General features: G+C 54.0%; 10 protein-coding genes. 7 read left to right on the plus strand and 3 right to left on the minus strand.

Annotated features, from left to right (window positions below; genetic code table 11):
* The first annotated feature begins 3 nt into the window (after positions 1–3).
* On the plus strand, positions 4–1,479 hold the full coding sequence (ampG, locus tag ACREYP_RS17230) for a muropeptide MFS transporter AmpG (protein WP_008454603.1): 1,476 nt from the start codon (positions 4–6) through the stop codon (positions 1,477–1,479).
* A gap of 78 nt (positions 1,480–1,557) precedes the next feature.
* Here ampG and ACREYP_RS17235 read toward each other — a convergent pair whose 3' ends face one another.
* The gene (locus tag ACREYP_RS17235) at positions 1,558–4,335 is read right to left on the minus strand and encodes a flavocytochrome c (protein WP_498881000.1); all 2,778 of its coding nucleotides are present in this window, start codon (positions 4,333–4,335) and stop codon (positions 1,558–1,560) included.
* A gap of 646 nt (positions 4,336–4,981) precedes the next feature.
* Between ACREYP_RS17235 and ACREYP_RS17240 the strand changes: the two genes are divergently transcribed.
* The gene (locus ACREYP_RS17240) at positions 4,982–6,493 is read left to right on the plus strand and encodes an anion permease (RefSeq protein WP_166876093.1); all 1,512 of its coding nucleotides are present in this window, start codon (positions 4,982–4,984) and stop codon (positions 6,491–6,493) included.
* Positions 6,494–6,540: 47 nt separating this feature from the next.
* Here ACREYP_RS17240 and ACREYP_RS17245 read toward each other — a convergent pair whose 3' ends face one another.
* Both ACREYP_RS17245 and ACREYP_RS17250 read right to left on the minus strand, forming a co-directional pair.
* Complete coding sequence (locus ACREYP_RS17245; RefSeq protein ID WP_336818512.1) at positions 6,541–7,860, minus strand: J domain-containing protein; 1,320 nt, start codon at positions 7,858–7,860, stop codon at positions 6,541–6,543.
* Between the two features lie 2 nt (positions 7,861–7,862).
* A complete protein-coding gene (locus ACREYP_RS17250; protein ID WP_166994418.1) occupies positions 7,863–9,563 on the minus strand; it encodes a molecular chaperone HscC in 1,701 nt (566 codons plus the stop codon).
* A 540-nt stretch (positions 9,564–10,103) separates the two neighbouring features.
* Here ACREYP_RS17250 and cyoA point away from each other — a divergent pair.
* The 5 genes from cyoA to cyoE are packed head-to-tail and all read left to right on the plus strand — an operon-like array spanning position 10,104 to position 14,903.
* Complete coding sequence (gene cyoA, locus ACREYP_RS17255) at positions 10,104–11,066, plus strand: cytochrome o ubiquinol oxidase subunit II (RefSeq protein WP_008454597.1); 963 nt, start codon at positions 10,104–10,106, stop codon at positions 11,064–11,066.
* A gap of 19 nt (positions 11,067–11,085) precedes the next feature.
* Positions 11,086–13,077 carry a cytochrome o ubiquinol oxidase subunit I gene (cyoB, locus tag ACREYP_RS17260; protein WP_336818510.1) on the plus strand — a complete coding sequence of 664 codons (1,992 nt, stop codon included), beginning with the start codon at positions 11,086–11,088 and terminating at the stop codon, positions 13,075–13,077.
* Positions 13,067–13,675 carry a cytochrome o ubiquinol oxidase subunit III gene (locus tag ACREYP_RS17265; protein ID WP_008454595.1) on the plus strand — a complete coding sequence of 203 codons (609 nt, stop codon included), beginning with the start codon at positions 13,067–13,069 and terminating at the stop codon, positions 13,673–13,675. The genes cyoB and ACREYP_RS17265 overlap by 11 nt, the downstream gene beginning before the upstream one ends.
* Positions 13,675–14,004, plus strand: coding sequence for a cytochrome o ubiquinol oxidase subunit IV (locus ACREYP_RS17270; RefSeq protein WP_008454594.1), 330 nt, complete (start codon positions 13,675–13,677; stop codon positions 14,002–14,004). Before ACREYP_RS17265 ends, ACREYP_RS17270 begins: the two co-directional genes overlap by 1 nt.
* An 11-nt stretch (positions 14,005–14,015) precedes the next feature.
* On the plus strand, positions 14,016–14,903 hold the full coding sequence (gene cyoE / locus ACREYP_RS17275) for a heme o synthase (protein ID WP_008454592.1): 888 nt from the start codon (positions 14,016–14,018) through the stop codon (positions 14,901–14,903).
* Positions 14,904–15,034: the final 131 nt, after the last annotated feature.

Genomic DNA, 15,034 nt, shown 5'->3' on the forward strand with positions numbered 1-15,034 from the left:
CCTATGTCCAATCATTATCTGCGCATCTTTCAGCAGCCAAAATCAGCCATTTTACTGATTCTGGGCTTTGCGTCCGGCCTGCCTCTAGCCCTGACTTCAGGTACGCTTCAGGCCTGGATGACCGTCGAAAACATCGACCTGAAAACCATCGGTTTCTTCTCGCTTGTGGGCCAGGCCTACGTCTTTAAGTTTCTTTGGTCGCCGGTAATGGACCGCTATACCCCGCCACTGCTCGGGCGTCGTCGTGGCTGGCTGTTAATCACGCAAATTCTGTTGTTGGTGGCAATCGCCGCCATGGGGTTCCTTGAACCCTCCTCGCAGCTGCGCTGGATGGCTGCCCTGGCGGTGATCATCGCCTTCTGTTCTGCCTCCCAGGATATCGTCTTTGATGCCTGGAAAACTGACGTTCTGTCTGCCGAGGAACGCGGGACCGGTGCCGCCATCAGCGTGCTGGGCTACCGCCTGGCAATGCTGGTTTCCGGCGGTCTCGCGCTCTGGCTGGCGGACCGCTATTTAGGCTGGCAGGCCACCTACTGGCTGATGGCAGCCCTGCTTGTGCCCTGTATTATCGCCACGCTTTTGGCGCCAGAGCCTACAGATGCCGTCCCCGTCCCTAAAAGCCTGGAGCGCGCCGTCGTTGAACCGCTGCGTGACTTCTTTGGCCGCAACAATGCCTGGCTGATTTTGCTGCTGATTGTGCTTTATAAGCTGGGCGATGCCTTCGCCATGAGCCTGACCACCACGTTCCTGATCCGTGGCGTTGGCTTTGATGCCGGTGAAGTCGGCGTGGTGAATAAAACGCTGGGGCTGTGCGCCACCATTTTCGGCGCGCTGCTTGGCGGAATGCTGATGCAAAAGCTGACGCTGTTCCGCGCCTTGCTGATCTTCGGCATTTTGCAGGGCGTGTCCAACGCCGGTTACTGGCTGCTGTCGGTAACGGATAAAGACATGATTACCATGGCAAGCGCGGTGTTCTTCGAGAACCTCTGCGGCGGCATGGGCACTGCAGCCTTCGTGGCGCTGCTGATGACGCTGTGCAACAAGTCATTCTCAGCCACCCAGTTTGCGCTGCTTTCCGCGCTTTCCGCCGTGGGCCGCGTGTATGTCGGCCCGATTGCCGGCTGGTTTGTGGAAGCCCACGGCTGGCCGACGTTCTACCTGTTCTCCGTAGTCGCCGCTGTACCGGGGATCCTATTATTACTGGTCTGTAAGCGCACGCTGGAGTTCACCCAGCAAAACGAAACCTTCATGACGCGCAGTGAATTTGCTCCGGCTTACCGCCTGGCGCTGCGTATTCTGGGCTTTGGCTGCCTGCTGCTGGCGGCGTGGCTGCTGGTTATTATCAGCAATGCGCTTGGGCTGACCGAATGGGCATTTGGTTTACAGCTGCTGGAATGGGGCGCTTTGTTCGCCATCGGTGGGATTCTGTTTGGCGGCCTGCTGGACTTCCTCGCCCTGCGCAAAACGTCACTTATCTGATAAGAATAAAAAAACCGGGCGGATAAACGCCCGGTCTGAGAAAGCCGGCAAGGTCACCCTGCCGGCTTTTTTATCGCCTTAAGCCAGCGCGTGCGCTGCCGCGTTTTGCCCGGCAAGTGTACCAAAGATGATGATATCGGCGACGGCGTTGCCGCCGATGCGGTTTGCACCGTGAATGCCGCCCACCACTTCACCTGCGGCCCAGACGCCCTGAATCACCTGATGCTGTTCGGTCACCACTTCTGCGCTGGTGTTAATAGTGACACCGCCCATCGTGTGGTGAACCCCTGGCGCAATGCGGATCGCGTAGTATGGCCCGGTGTCCAGTGGGAAACGCATCCCGGTGGTACGCCCAAAGTCTTCGTCCTTTTTCTGCTTCACAAAGCCGTTGTAGCGATCCAGCGTTTGCTGCAGCGCGTGCGCATCCATATTCAGCTTCACCGCCAGCTCTTCCGCCGTTGGCGCGCTGATCACAAACCCACGGGCAATATATTCATCCGCCGCTTTGTTGTTCTGGCGTACCTGCTCATCAAACAGGATCCAGGCACTTTTCTCCGGCAGAGCGATAATCTCTGCGGAAACCTTGTCACGGGTTTCCAGCTCATTGAAGAAGCGCTGCCCTTCCTGACTGATCAGAATAGCCCCGCCGCCGCGAATGGACTCGGAGATCAGATAAGAAGTCGTTTGCTCCACGGTCGGGTGGATCTGGATCTGATCCATGTCCACCGTACCGGCGCCGATCTTCTCCAGCAGGGCAATACCGCTCCCGGTCGCACCTTTATGGTTGGTGGTCACAAAACCTTTCAGCTCAGGGCGGTAGTGAACCACCATTTTACGGTTGGCGCTGAAGCCACCGGTAGCCACAACTACGCTTTTCGCCAGCAGAATATGGTGTTCGTTATATTCGTTCGCGACCTTAACCCCGGTTACCACGCCGTTTTCATGCAGAATCTCTTCCACGGTGGTATCCAGCAGTACGTCGATGCTGCGCTGGTTGACGTTGTTGACCAGGCCGCTTATCAGGAAGCCACCAACGGCCGAGCGGTCTGCCGGGCGGTGTGTACGGTCAATGCTCATCCCGCCGGTGATGGTAATGTCGTTCAGGACGATATCCAGGCTTGCCAGCCAGTCAATGGCGCCTGGCGCGCGCTCGACGAACTCTTTCAGCAGCTCGGTATTGTTTCTGAATTTACCGCCTTTCAGCGTCTCATCGTAGAACAGCTCTTTGCTGTCTTTGATGCCCTTCATCGCCTGGAAGCGCGTTTCCGCGGCGTTCATGCCCACGGAGGCTTTGATGGTGTTGCCGCCGATGGTTGGCATCTTCTCGATGATCACCACGCGGGCACCGGCATCGGAAGCACGAATAGCCGCCGCCAGGCCTGCACCGCCGCTGCCGATCACCGCCACATCGTAGCTTTGAGGTGCATCCGGGTTGCCGCCTTCTTCAATCACATGTTCTTTGCTGGAGGTGGTCATCGCGCGGGAGACCGCTTTCTTCAGGGCCTCACTTTGTGCCGTTGCCCCGGTCACCGCATCCACATACGGGCTGTTGGCCACCAGCATACGCGAGCGCAAAATTTCGAAACTTGGGGTGAAATCGACATCCACCGAATCGTCCTGCACCAGAGTAATGTCGGTGATACGGTCAGTGTCGAGCGTGACGCTGATTTTGAGCTTGAGCGCTTCGGCCTCCACTTTTTCCTGGAAGACCCCGGCTTTGTATTTGCGGCCAGTGGTGCTGGTGTCGCGGATCATGGCATCGACCAGCGAGAAGCGCCACAGCGGCTCAGGGATCAGCAGCTCTTCACGCTTGGTGCTGTCAATGAACAGATCCAGCGTTTCATTTTTTAGAATGCGATCGGCCCAGTCCGGGTAGGCAATACAGGCTTTCCCGACGGCAATCAGGTCGTACCCGAGGCCCAGCGCTTCTTCGGCATCAGTGCGATTAACGACCCCACCCACCCCGATAACCGGCACTTTCGCCAGCGTTTCAGACCGCATCGCCAGATACTTGTTGATCAACATGGTCGGATCTTTGGTATCAACGATCGACGCACGCTTGAAGTAGCCCACGGAGAAGTGCACGTAATCAACGCCCCTTTCCGCCAGCTTTTCCAGCAGGTACATGGTGTCGTCGAAGCGGATGCCCGGCACCTCAATCTCTTCCGGCGAGAAACGGTAGCCGATAATAAAGGAAGCATCGGCGAAGCGGCTGGCCATTTTGTGGGTGATTTCGAGCACTTCCAGCGGGAACCTGGCGCGGTTGTCGCGGCTGCCGCCCCACTTATCGTCACGCTGGTTAGAGTTTGGCGAATAGAACTGCTGAATCAGGTAAGTGTTTGCGCCGTGGATCTCCACGCCGTCGAATCCGGCTTTGATTGCACGGTTCACGGCATCGCCAAACTTGGTGATCATCACATCCACTTCTTCGGCGGTCAGGGCTTCTGGCGTGGTGGCCCCTTCACGCGGTGCGGCAATGGCGCTCGGCGCGACGGGCTTCTTGCCGCCAATCAGCTCCGGCTCAACCATTCGGCCGCCGTGATAAATCTGCAGAATGGCTTTAGAGCCACGGGATTTAATCGCGCTGGCAATTCGCGCCAGGCCAGGAATTTTGTTGTCACTGTCGATAGCCAGAGCACCGGGGAAAGCAGGGCCTTTAGGATCGATAAAGCAGCATTCGACGATAACGGTGCCGATGGTGCCCGCGCGTTCGCGGTAATACTCAACCAAATCGCTGGGCACGCTGCCGTCGTAAAAACCGGTACAGGTGGTCATCGGCGCCATGATCAGGCGGTTTTTCAGCACCGCGCCGTTGGGCAAGGTGAGTGGCTTCAGGATCGGAGTTTTGGAGTTCATTCTTTATCATTCCAGCAGGTGAGGTCGACATTGTCCGGCACTCAATGAATAGCCCCGGCAGGCAACACAATTATCAGGGAGTAACGTAATTTGAATTAGAGAACAGAAACGGCAATTTTGCGGAATATATTTTTCGAATGTTAGTCAACGCCTTAAAAAAAGCAAATACAAATAATAACCATAAATAACAAAAGGTTTTATATCACTTTGCTTCTACTGAATAGTCGATGGCAATCAGCGAAGCGGCTTATTTACATCAGGTTACGATTTGATCTTTAACCACTTAAAGACTATGGATATAAATGAAGCGGATTTTTTTAGTTAAATAAAATCGTTGGCTTTTTGCTATACAGAAACCAAAATCAAATACCTGACACGGCCAGCAGGAGCGCAAAAGAAGGGATAATATCCCATTGTTTCAGTATGATGAAGGATTCAAGAAACAATCTCTTATCACTCAATAAATATGAGGTTAAATGGAGGCAGGGAGCAGGTGCGATGGGTGGTCAGATTTGCACCGGTTAAAAAAACTATCATGAATGTATAAAATTCCGCCTATAAAAGATGAGGTGGAAATAAAAGTCGGGAAACAGGTTTTGCAGGGAATATTAATCGAATTCATCATGATAACTTTAAGGCACAGGCTATGACTAACACCTCACCAATAAGCGCGACAGCGAAAGCATCGCCCCCGGACGCGGGGAATAAAAAGCGCTTGATATTGCTATTTTTACCTATCCTTATCAGCATCATTATATTACTGCTTCCGGTTCCGGCCGGATTAGAGCCCTACGCATGGCACTTCTTCGCCATCTTCGTCGGGGTGATTGTCGGGCTAATCTTCGAACCCTTACCAGGCGCAGTTATCGGGCTGACAGGCATCGTGGTTATCGCGCTGTTCAGCCAGTGGCTATTGTTTAGCCCGGCCGAGCTGGCAGATCCTAAATTTAAGCTGGCGAGCCAGTCCTTCCAGTGGGCGGTCAGCGGCTTTAGCAACTCCACCGTTTGGCTGATCTTCGGCGCCTTTATGTTTGCCGCCGGCTACGACAAAACGCAGTTTGGTCGCCGTCTGGCGCTGATCCTGGTGAAGTACCTGGGCCGACGCAGCCTGACGCTGGGCTACGCGATCACCTTCGCCGACCTGCTTCTCGCCCCGTTCACTCCGTCTAACACCGCGCGCAGTGGGGGCACGATTTACCCGATTATTGCTAACCTGCCGCCGCTGTATGGCTCTCTGCCCAATGACCCAAGCTCACGCAGAATTGGCTCTTACCTGATGTGGGTGGCGATCAGCGCCGCCTGTATCACCAGCTCGATGTTCCTCTCCGCGCTGGCACCGAACCTGCTGGCGCTGGCGCTGGTGAAAAGCATCATCGGCTTTGAGATCTCCTGGGGCATGTGGTTCCTTGCCTTCCTGCCGCTGGGCGTGCTGCTGATCCTCACCATGCCGCTGCTGGCTTACTGGTTCTATCCGCCGGAAGTGAAGGTGAATGACGAAGTGCCGAAATGGGCTGCCGCAGAGCTGGAAAAACTGGGCAAACTGTCGCGCAACGAAATCCTGCTGCTGCTGTTTGTCTGTAGCGCCCTGCTGATGTGGATTTTTGCCGCCGCATGGATTGAGCCTGCCATGGCCGCTCTGCTGGTTATTATCCTGATGCTGTGGACCGGCGTGCTGAACTGGAACGACATTATCAGCAATAAACCGGCCTGGAATACCTTTGCCTGGTTTGCCACCCTGGTGGCGCTGGCCGATGGCCTCGCTCGCGTGGGCTTTATTGCCTGGCTGGGTAAAGAAGGTGCCGCGCTGCTGCACGGCTTCGACCCGCAGGTGTCGGCGGTGATGCTGCTGGTGGCGTTCTACCTGCTGCACTATCTGTTTGCCAGCACCACGGCGCACACCACCGCGCTGCTGCCGGCCACGCTGACCATCGCCGCATCCATTCCGGGTATCAATATGCCTGTCTTCTGCCTGATGATGGTGACTTCACTCGGCGTGATGGGGATCATCACCCCTTACGGCACCGGTCCAAGCCCGATTTACTACGGCAGCGGCTACCTGCCAACCAAAGATTACTGGCGAATGGGTACCATCTTTGGCGCTATCTTCCTCTGTTCGCTGATGCTTATCAGCTACCCGTGGATGGTGCTGATGTTCTGATGCACAACGTTTGATGCAAAAGCCCCCGGTATAAACCGGGGGCTTTTTTATTTTATGAAGTAAACCATTTCGATGGTGATGCCATAAAGCATAGGCAGCAATATCATGCCCAATAGATTCACCAGGGGAGGAAGCTGACGGATAAATAAAACCGGGAACATCAGGACAACAACCACAATCCTGACAGGTAAGTTACGCCAGTCGCCACGTCTTTGCCAAAGCGCCCATCCCACCGGGATAACAAGGAAGAGCAGGATAACCAGCGCCCGCATCGTTATGACATCTTTTCCCTGCCATGCGCTCGCTCCACGCCATGCGCTATAAAATGCCATCGCAAGAAGCAGCCACGATGCCAGCCAGAAAACAGTATGGACGCATTTGCTTGCCGCTCCTCCGGATTTAAATCGGCGTTCAAGAAACGGATATCCCCAGAGAAAAGTCGCCACTATGGCCAGCATGACGCCTGACTGAAACGCGGCTTTCGGTGACTCATGGCCCGTTAGCCAGGCCGTATACCCCCAGAAAACTACGGCAATGATGGCGCCCCAGCTTAGCGCCAGGGTTGGTTTTTGCAGCACCTCAAGGAGTGAAGGATTAAGGCGCTCCAACAATGCGGGCGACTGCTGGCGTAATTCCCCCACCTGCTTCGCCAGCTGCGACAGCAGATCGGGAACCAGCCTTACCCACCCTGGAATCGCCATCCCTTTTTCCGTCAGCAGTCGCCATTTCAACTGAGCATAACGATTGCCTCCATATTGCCTGGCCAGATACTGCCAGTAGTTCTCCCGGTTAGTTATCGCAATCTGCTGTTCGAGGGCATGTACCAGCCAGTCAGGAAGTTGAGATGAGCGGTAGCTGTCAATCTGCCAGTCCATCACCGCAGAGACTTCATTTAACAGGCTGCGGTTAAGCCACTTCTGCTCGCTTAGTGCTTCGGCGAGCATCAGGCTAAACACGTGTCGGGCTTCAAGTGCATCGGGGATTTCATTATCAAGGTAACGATGCAGCGTCCCCAATCCTTCAAGTTCATCCCTGATTAACAGAGTCGAAACTGACTGCGCCTGTTCCCAGAGTTCATTTTTGCTCCAGAGTGTTTGTGGCTGAGAGGTCTGCTCCTGCATCAGTTCCCGAACATAATCCATCATCGGCGTAGGTTCAGGTTTATCCGGGAAATGCTCATCTTCGTCGTTCAGAACAACCGTCGAACTGGCATAGCGTTTGGCGCTATCAAACGCCTCGCGCAACGCCTGAAACCCCTTCGGGTCTTTGTCCGGCCGCCGTAGCTTTAGCTCCCGGGCATAAGCCCGACGAATTTCGCTTTCATCTCTTGTAGGCTCAATGCCCAGCACATCCCATATCGTCGCCATCTTTACAGTCCGTCGTTAAGCTGGTCTAACACCCGACGCAGGTCGTCCCGCGCGGCAGCAATAACACGCAGATCCTGGCGGTCCAGCGCCTGTTCAAACTGCGTCGCATAATGATCGATAATCTGGCGTCTGTCTCCCAGCGTCTGCTCATAGCGTTTTGCCGCTTCGGCAGCCAATTGGCGATTTTCAGGCACGTCCCGGGGATGTTGTTTGAGCGCGTCCAGCTGTTTTAAGCGGTTTGCAATATCCTCAGCGCTGAGCATGCCCGGCGATTTCTCGATAACCATTGTGGACGCGGTTTGCTCGCCGCTGACCCTGCATTCCACTTCCAGGATGCCGTCAAGGGTATAGGTGAAACGCACGTCCACGCTAACTTCCCCCGCTTTGCGCGGCGGGATCTGAATCGACATGCTGTCCAGGCGCAGGTTGTCGCTGACTTTGCGGGATTCTCCCTGATAAACCTCAATATCGATCTTGCGCTGGTTATCATTCATGGTGCTGAAGGTCTGCATCACGCTAACCGGCACGAAGGCGTTGCGCTCAATCAGCGGCGAGAAAAAGCCTTCTTCTATTTTGTCCCCGTGCCGGCGGGCCACTTCGATCCCCAATGAATAAGGCATCACATCGGTGAGCACCACGTCGTCCAGCGCTTTGTCTTCCGCTATAAGTCCGGCCTGAACGCCGGCGCCCAGCGCCACCACTTCGTCAGGATTCAGTTCATTACGAGGGAAGCGACCAAACATGCGGGTCACCAGTTGACGAACCAGCGGCATGCGGGTTGCGCCGCCCACCAAAATAACGTGGTCGAGTTGCGCAACGTCAAATTGCGCATCCTGTAACGCCTGAACCACCGGTTTTTTCAGGCGGGACAGCAGCCCACTGCAACATTCCTGGAAAGCCTCTTCGGTCATATCCCAGCCGTATTCCTCACCACCGCAGGTCAGTTTCGCAGTGGCTTTTTCCTGATTGCTGAGCTGGCGTTTTAACGATTCTGCCTGGCGGGTCAGTTCTGCGGCAAACGCCGGGTCATCAAGCGTTAGCTGGGGATAGTGGCTTAGCATCCACTGGCGGATTGCTTCGGTAAAATCATCGCCCCCCAGCCAGGCATCGCCGCTGCTGGCGCGCACCTCTATGACGCCTTCAAACATATCGACGATGGAGACATCAAACGTTCCGCCGCCTAAGTCGAAGACCAGGAATTTTTGCTCACGGCTGTCGGCCAGCCCGTAGGCCAGCGCGGCTGCGGTGGGCTCATTAAGAAGGCGCTCAACGTCCAGGCCGGCCATCTGCCCGGCAGCTTTCACCGCTTTACGCTGGGTATCGTTGAAGTAAGCCGGTACGGTAATGGCCGCACGCGTGACGCTGCAGCCAAGCGTAACCTCGGCATCCGCTTTTAATTTTCTCAGCACTAACGCGGCAAGCTCTTCAGCACGAAATGACTGCTGGCCAAGAGTGAAGGTTTTATCGGTGCCCATATAACGCTTGAAACTGGCGACAGTGAGATGAGGATGACTAACCAGTCGGGCCTTTGCCGCCTCGCCAACCAGCAGATGCCCATCGTCATCCAGCCCGACAACGGAAGGGGTTAAACGCTCACCGCGGCGGCCCAAAATTAACGTTGTCCCCGCAGCACCAAACCAGGCCACGGCGCTATTGGATGTGCCGAGATCGATACCAATAATGGGTGAAATATCTCCTGCCATGATCTTATCCCTGATTATAAAGTGGCTACTTAACGCCCTTAACCCTGTCGTTTTCACCTGCTTTGTGATTAAGAAAATGTAATTAATACCGGATAGTTACTTTTTTTGTCTATTAATTACCCAGGCCATAAAGTGTTACCGTCGAGGACTATTTATCGTAATTAAATACAGTTTTCTTTAATTACTTTGTTCAATAAGCATTAAAAGATTATCCTTAACGATTCAGCCCGGTGAGAAATTAATATTTGTTGGAAACATGTGACAAATGCTGCCGCATTGTTAATTAAATGTATTTTAATTTGACTGGTTATACTCATTTCCCCGGACTATTTCCGCCAACATAGGTTTTCGTTATAACCTGCGGAGCCCGCGCACCAACGCTAGATTTTACAGTTTGTTGCATTCTGTGTGACATCGTAGGCAGAACCCGGTAACACCCTACTGACACTGCGCCATTCATGTTTACAGTAATGTAACCTTCCCGTAAAATGCCGGCACACTTTAAACGACAATAGAGCTCCCTGGAATTGAGGTCGTTAAATGAGACTCAGGAAATACAATAAAAGTTTGGGATGGTTGTCATTAATCGCAGGCGCTTTTTTACTCAGTGGCTGCGATTCTGCACTCCTGGATCCCAAAGGACAGATCGGACTGGAACAACGTTCACTGATACTGACGGCCATCGGCCTGATGTTGATTGTCGTTATCCCTGCAATTGCAATGGCTATCGGTTTTGCCTGGAAGTATCGGGCATCCAACAAAGACGCCAAATACAGCCCTAACTGGTCGCACTCGAACAAAGTGGAAGCTGTAGTCTGGACGATTCCTATCCTTATCGTTATCTTCCTCGCGGTACTGACCTGGAAAACCACTCACTCTCTTGAACCTAGCCGCCCGCTGGAACATGAAGCGAAGCCGGTGACCATCGAAGTTATCGCCATGGACTGGAAATGGTTCTTCATCTATCCGGAGCAGGGTATCGCTACGGTGAATGAAATCGCCTTCCCGGCCAATACCCCAGTGGAATTCAAAATCACCTCTAACTCGGTGATGAACTCCTTCTTTATTCCGCGCCTGGGTAGCCAAATCTACGCAATGGCAGGTATGCAGACCAAACTGCACCTGATTGCCGATGAAGCCGGCACCTACGACGGTATTTCGTCAAACTACAGCGGTAAAGGTTTCTCCGGCATGAAGTTCAAGGCTATCGCCACGCCGGACATGGACACCTTTAACCAATGGGTTGCTAAAGCGAAACAGTCTCCTGAAGTCATGAACGATATGGCGACCTACGAGAAACTGGCCGCGCCAAGCGAATACAACAAAGTCGAATACTTCTCCAGTGTTAAACCTGATTTGTTTAAAGACGTGATTAACAAATTTATGGGACACGGGAGCATGCACATGACCAAGCCGGAAGGTGAACAGGCTTCCCATGACGATATGAAAGGCATGGAAGGTATGGAAGGCATGGACATGAGTCACGCGGAAACCTCTCACTAAGGGGCCGAGGAATAATACGATGTTCGGAAAACTTACACTGGATGCAATCCCGTACCATGAGCCAATTGTCATGGTTACGGTTGCGGCAATCATCGTCGGGGGACTGGCGCTGCTTGCGGCTATCACTTACTTCGGTAAGTGGGAATATTTATGGAAAGAGTGGCTAACCTCCGTTGACCACAAACGCCTCGGCGTGATGTACATTATCGTCGCTATCGTCATGCTGCTGCGCGGCTTTGCCGATGCGGTAATGATGCGTAGCCAGCAGGTACTGGCCTCCGCCGGCGAAGCAGGCTTCCTGCCGCCTCACCACTACGATCAGATCTTTACCGCCCACGGCGTTATCATGATCTTCTTCGTAGCGATGCCATTTGTTATCGGCCTGATGAACATCGTTGTGCCTTTACAGATTGGCGCGCGTGACGTTGCCTTCCCATTCCTGAACAACCTGAGCTTCTGGTTCACCGTTGTCGGCGTGGTGCTGGTTAACCTGTCACTGGGCGTGGGCGAATTCGCTCAGACCGGCTGGGTAGCTTATCCACCGCTATCGGGGATTGAGTACAGTCCGGGCGTCGGGGTCGATTACTGGATCTGGAGTCTCCAGCTGTCCGGTATCGGTACGACACTGACCGGTATTAACTTCTTTGTGACCATTCTGAACATGCGTACCCCGGGTATGACCATGTTCAAAATGCCGGTGTTCACCTGGGCTTCGCTGTGTACTAACGTACTGATTATCGCCGCGTTCCCAATCTTCACCGTGACCGTCGCGCTGCTGACCCTTGACCGCTACCTTGGCACCCATTTCTTTACCAACGATATGGGTGGCAACATGATGATGTACATCAACCTCATCTGGGCATGGGGCCACCCGGAAGTTTATATCCTGGTGCTGCCGGTGTTTGGTGTGTTCTCTGAGGTGGTTGCAACCTTCTCTAAAAAGCGTCTGTTCGGTTACACCTCCCTGGTGTGGGCGACCATCGCGATTACCGTTCTGTCGTTCATCGTTTGGCTGCACCACTTCTTCACCATGGGCAGCGGGGCGAACGTAAACGCCTTCTTCGGTATTGCCACCATGATTATCGCCATCCCGACCGGGGTGAAGATCTTCAACTGGCTGTTCACCATGTATCAGGGCCGCATCGTCTTTAACTCCGCGATGCTTTGGACCATTGGCTTCATCGTCACCTTCTCTATCGGTGGGATGACCGGTGTTCTGCTGGCGGTGCCGGGCGCGGACTTCGTGCTGCACAACAGCCTGTTCCTGATTGCACACTTCCACAACGTTATCATCGGCGGCGTGGTCTTCGGTTGCTTCGCAGGTCTGACCTACTGGTGGCCAAAAGCGTTCGGCTTCACGCTGAACGAAACCTGGGGCAAACGCGCCTTCTGGTTCTGGATTATCGGTTTCTTCGTGGCATTTATGCCGCTGTACGTGCTGGGCTTCATGGGCATGACCCGTCGTCTGAGCCAGCAGATCGATCCACAGTTCCACACCCTGCTGGTTGTTGCAGCCTGTGGTGCGGCGCTGATCGCTCTGGGCATTCTGTGCCAGCTGATTCAGTTCTACGTTTCTATCCGAGACCGCGAGCAGAACCGCGATCTGACCGGTGACCCATGGGGTGGCCGTACGCTGGAGTGGGCAACGTCTTCCCCACCTCCGTTCTATAACTTCGCCCACCTGCCGCACGTTCACGAGCGTGATGCATTCTGGGAGATGAAAGAGAAAGGTGAAGCGTACAAGCAGCCTGCGCACTATGAAGAGATTCATATGCCGCGTAACAGCGCAGCCGGTATCATCATCGCTGCATTCAGCACCGTGTTTGGCTTTGCCATGATCTGGCACATCTGGTGGCTGGCGATTGTTGGCTTTGCCGGCATCGTTATCACCTGGATTGCGAAAAGCTTCGACGAAGATGTGGATTACTATGTTCCGGTGGCTGAAGTCGAAAAACTGGAAAATCAGCATTTCGAAGAACTCACCAAAGCAGGGCTGAAAAATGGCAACTGAGACTGTAAATAACGCCCACGCCGCGGAGCACGGGCACCACGATGCGGGAACCAATAAGGTCTTTGGTTTCTGGATCTACCTGATGAGCGACTGCATTCTGTTCTGTTGCTTGTTCGCGACCTATGCCGTTCTGGTGAACGGCACCGCAGGTGGCCCGGCAGGGAAAGACATCTTCGAGCTGCCGTTCGTGGCCGTTGAAACTGCCCTGCTGCTGGTGAGCTCCATCACCTACGGCATGGCGATCATCGCCATGAATAAAGGCAACAAAAGTCAGGTTATCTCCTGGCTGGCGCTGACCTTCCTGTGCGGTGCAGGCTTCGTTGGGATGGAAATCTATGAATTCCATCACCTGATCAAAGAAGGCTTCGGCCCGGATCGCAGCGGCTTCCTGTCAGCGTTCTTCGCGCTGGTCGGTACCCACGGTCTGCACGTCACTTCCGGTCTGGTGTGGATGGCATTCATGATGATTCATGTTTCCCGCCGCGGCCTGACCAGCACCAACCGTGCGCGTCTGATGTGCCTGAGCCTGTTCTGGCACTTCCTTGACGTGGTTTGGATCTGCGTATTCTCTGTAGTCTATCTGATGGGGGCAATGTAATGAGTCATTCAACTGAACATAGCGGCGCCCACCACGGTAGCGTGAAGACCTACATGACAGGTTTTATCCTGTCTATCATCCTGACGGCTATTCCGTTCTGGATTGTAATGGAAGGCACGGCCTCTCACGGCACCATGCTTGCCGTGATCCTGGTGACTGCAGTCGTCCAGATTCTGGTGCACCTCGTGTGCTTCCTGCATCTGAACACCTCGTCGAGTGAGCGCTGGAACCTGGTGGCCTTCGCCTTTACGGTGCTGATTATTGCCATTCTGGTGATTGGCTCGATCTGGATTATGTGGAACCTCAACCTGAACATGATGGTTCACTAAGAGCGGCATGTATGATTAAGCAATACCTGCAAGTAACGAAACCAGGAATTATTTTCGGTAATTTAATTTCTGTCATTGGGGGATTTTTACTGGCCTCGAAGGGCAGCATTAATTACCCGCTGTTCCTCTATACGCTGGTTGGCGTATCACTGGTGGTCGCATCAGGTTGTGTTTACAACAACTTTATCGACCGTGATATCGACCAGAAGATGGAGAGAACGAAAAATCGGGTGCTGGTTAAAGGCCTGATTTCACCGAAAATTTCGCTGGTGTACGCCACCGTGTTGGGTATTGCTGGCTTCATGCTGCTGTGGTTTGGTGCTAATCCGCTGGCGATGTGGCTGGCCGTGATGGGCTTCGTGGTGTATGTCGGGGTGTATAGCCTCTACATGAAACGCCACTCGGTCTACGGCACGCTCATCGGCAGCTTGTCCGGTGCGGCTCCTCCGGTTATCGGCTACTGCGCCGTAACCAACGAGTTCGACACCGGCGCCGCTATCCTGCTGGCTATCTTTAGCCTGTGGCAGATGCCGCACTCCTATGCGATTGCCATCTTCCGCTTTAAAGATTACCAGGCCGCCAATATTCCGGTTCTGCCGGTGGTAAAAGGCATTTCCGTCGCCAAGAACCACATCACGCTGTACATCATCGCTTTTGCGGTGGCGACGCTGATGCTTTCTCTGGGCGGCTATGCCGGATACAAATACCTGATCGTCGCCGCGGCGGTCAGCGTCTGGTGGCTGGGTATGGCGCTGCGGGGCTATAAAGTGGAAGACGATAAGGTCTGGGCGCGCAAGCTGTTCATCTTCTCTATCGTGGCCATTACCTCGCTGAGCGTCATGATGTCGGTCGATTTTATGGTGCCAGACTCACATAATCTGCTGACTTACGTCTGGTAAGTCGCGAAAAGCATAAAAGGGCACCTCGGTGCCCTTTTTTATCAGTATCATCAAAGCACCTGCCCTGTAATATCTGCTAAATAACTAACGATTTACCCTCCCCTGCCCTCGCACTACACTAAGGCCGACTT

It is taken from the genome of Enterobacter sp. TMH.L2 (assembly GCF_050847315.1).
Taxonomy (GTDB): domain Bacteria; phylum Pseudomonadota; class Gammaproteobacteria; order Enterobacterales; family Enterobacteriaceae; genus Cedecea.

Coding starts and splice junctions, on each gene's coding strand:
- ampG (WP_008454603.1), top strand. CDS start 4: ATGTCCAATCATTATCTGCGCATCTTTCAGCAGCCAAAATCAGCCATT.
- ACREYP_RS17235 (WP_498881000.1), bottom strand. CDS start 4,335: ATGAACTCCAAAACTCCGATCCTGAAGCCACTCACCTTGCCCAACGGC.
- ACREYP_RS17240 (WP_166876093.1), top strand. CDS start 4,982: ATGACTAACACCTCACCAATAAGCGCGACAGCGAAAGCATCGCCCCCG.
- ACREYP_RS17245 (WP_336818512.1), bottom strand. CDS start 7,860: ATGGCGACGATATGGGATGTGCTGGGCATTGAGCCTACAAGAGATGAA.
- ACREYP_RS17250 (WP_166994418.1), bottom strand. CDS start 9,563: ATGGCAGGAGATATTTCACCCATTATTGGTATCGATCTCGGCACATCC.
- cyoA (WP_008454597.1), top strand. CDS start 10,104: ATGAGACTCAGGAAATACAATAAAAGTTTGGGATGGTTGTCATTAATC.
- cyoB (WP_336818510.1), top strand. CDS start 11,086: ATGTTCGGAAAACTTACACTGGATGCAATCCCGTACCATGAGCCAATT.
- ACREYP_RS17265 (WP_008454595.1), top strand. CDS start 13,067: ATGGCAACTGAGACTGTAAATAACGCCCACGCCGCGGAGCACGGGCAC.
- ACREYP_RS17270 (WP_008454594.1), top strand. CDS start 13,675: ATGAGTCATTCAACTGAACATAGCGGCGCCCACCACGGTAGCGTGAAG.
- cyoE (WP_008454592.1), top strand. CDS start 14,016: ATGATTAAGCAATACCTGCAAGTAACGAAACCAGGAATTATTTTCGGT.